Annotated in this window: 1 protein-coding gene; it reads right to left on the bottom strand. The window is 67.7% G+C overall.

What is annotated here, in order from left to right; translation table 11 throughout:
- Positions 1-167: 167 nt before the first annotated feature.
- Positions 168-1,574, bottom strand: a complete 1,407-nt coding sequence (locus ACXMYJ_RS29000) for an IS1380 family transposase (RefSeq protein ID WP_260757690.1) — start codon at positions 1,572-1,574, stop codon at positions 168-170.
- Positions 1,575-1,694: the final 120 nt, after the last annotated feature.

The following is a 1,694-nucleotide window of genomic DNA, read 5'->3' as shown; positions in this document are numbered from 1 at the left end:
CCCGGATTTTTCGTCGAGGGTGATGGCAGTCGTGCGTTGAGATGCGATTGCGTCGCGAATCCGGTTGTGTGGTTCTGGGTATGGCGGGGTGGTCCCGTGTCGCCGGGTGGTGCGGGCTTTCCCAGTGCCGGTGGGTCTTTCGTGGTCGGTGGGTCAGGGGGCTTCGGTCATCGGAAGGCGGTGCGGATGGCTTGCCAGGCGGCCGCGATCTGGGCGGCCCAGCGCCAGGTGGCGTCGATACGTAGTCGGGTTCGGCGGGCGCCGCGGGTGATCCGGGCGGCCACGTGCAGGACCCGGTAGCGGAAGGTGGCGATCTCGGCGCGAGCCAGACCGGTGTGCTCACGGAATCCCAGAAGTCGGCACCAGGTGACCAGGTCGGCTGCGGCCAGGACGATTTCGAGCCAGGCGGCGTTGGGCCAGAAACCGTGGCACGGCAGATTCCGCAGTCCGGCGGCTTTGAGATCGCGGATGCGGTCCTCGACGCGAGCATGTTGGCGATGCCGTAACTCCAGGCCCGCGACCTGTCCAGGGACAATGCCGGGTTCGGTGTCGGTGATGAACGCGGTGACGCGCATGCCGTCGGCGTCGGTGAACCGCAGTTGTGCACCGGGGTGGGGGCGTTCTTTACGCAGGATCAACCGTGTCCCAGGCGGCCAGGAGTCCAGGTTGACCAAGGTGGTGGCCTCGGCGACCCAGGCGCCGTCGCGGATCCCGCCTTCGGTGTCGACTGCTGGGTACCAGCCGTCGGCGAGGTTGAGGGTGTCGACGGCATCTTGGACGCGGGTATCGACGGGATAGCCGAAGGAGAATCCCACCCCCTGATCGCGGCAGGCGTCGGCGAATTTGTGGGTGGCTCCGGCGGTGTCGCAGCGCACCAGAACTCTCGGCTGGTCGGGATCATCGCCAGCACTGGGGTCGGGTCGCCATCGTGGCGGCAACGCTGCCAGCGCCTGCGCCAGGACGATGATGTGGTCGGAGGCGGTGTTGGAGCCGGCGTTGCCGGTGCGCAGCAGCCCGGCCAGGGCTTCGCCGCCGGCGATCTCGGAGCGATCCAGAAACGCCAGCAGCGGGTGATGGCCGAAGGTCTTCTTCCACGTCGGCGTGGCGCCGTGCTTGTTGTCGGAGTGATCGATGACCAGGGTGGCGTCGATGTCGATGTGCAGCCACTCGCCGGCAGTTGGGGCGGCGCCGGCAGCCCACGCTGCTGCTCGCGCCGCGGACCGGGCTGCTCGCACGGCAGGCAGGTGGGCGGCGTCGATGCGCTGATCCACCAGCCGCCACATGGTGGTCGTGGAGGCTTTCGCGCCGAAGGCGTGTTCACGGTCGCCGCAGAGTTGGCCCACGGCGTCGATGCAGTCTGCGCCGTCGGCGACCGCGGCGGCCAGATCGGCGAACACCTCGCCGGGCGCGTACACCCACGGGCCGCGGTAGGTGTCGGCCAACGCGGCAGTGACCTGCGTCGATAGCCCGGTTCGGTCGGCGAGTTCCCGCAACATCGCCATCCCGGCATGCGACACGACGCCCTGGCCGTCGGCGGACACTTTGACCCTCGATGCGGCCGCGATATTCTTCACCTGCGAGGTGCCTTCCCGCTGGAACGATTGAACCCTAGAGAAGTCCAATTATTCCTTGCAGGACAGGCACTTTCGCGTATCTACACCCCATCGAACGCAAACTTCCGCGAAAAATCCGGG

Source organism: Mycobacterium sp. ZZG (assembly GCF_054786995.1).
The sequence above is the reverse complement of the archived record's forward strand: the minus strand, read 5'-3'. Positions and strand labels throughout refer to the sequence as shown.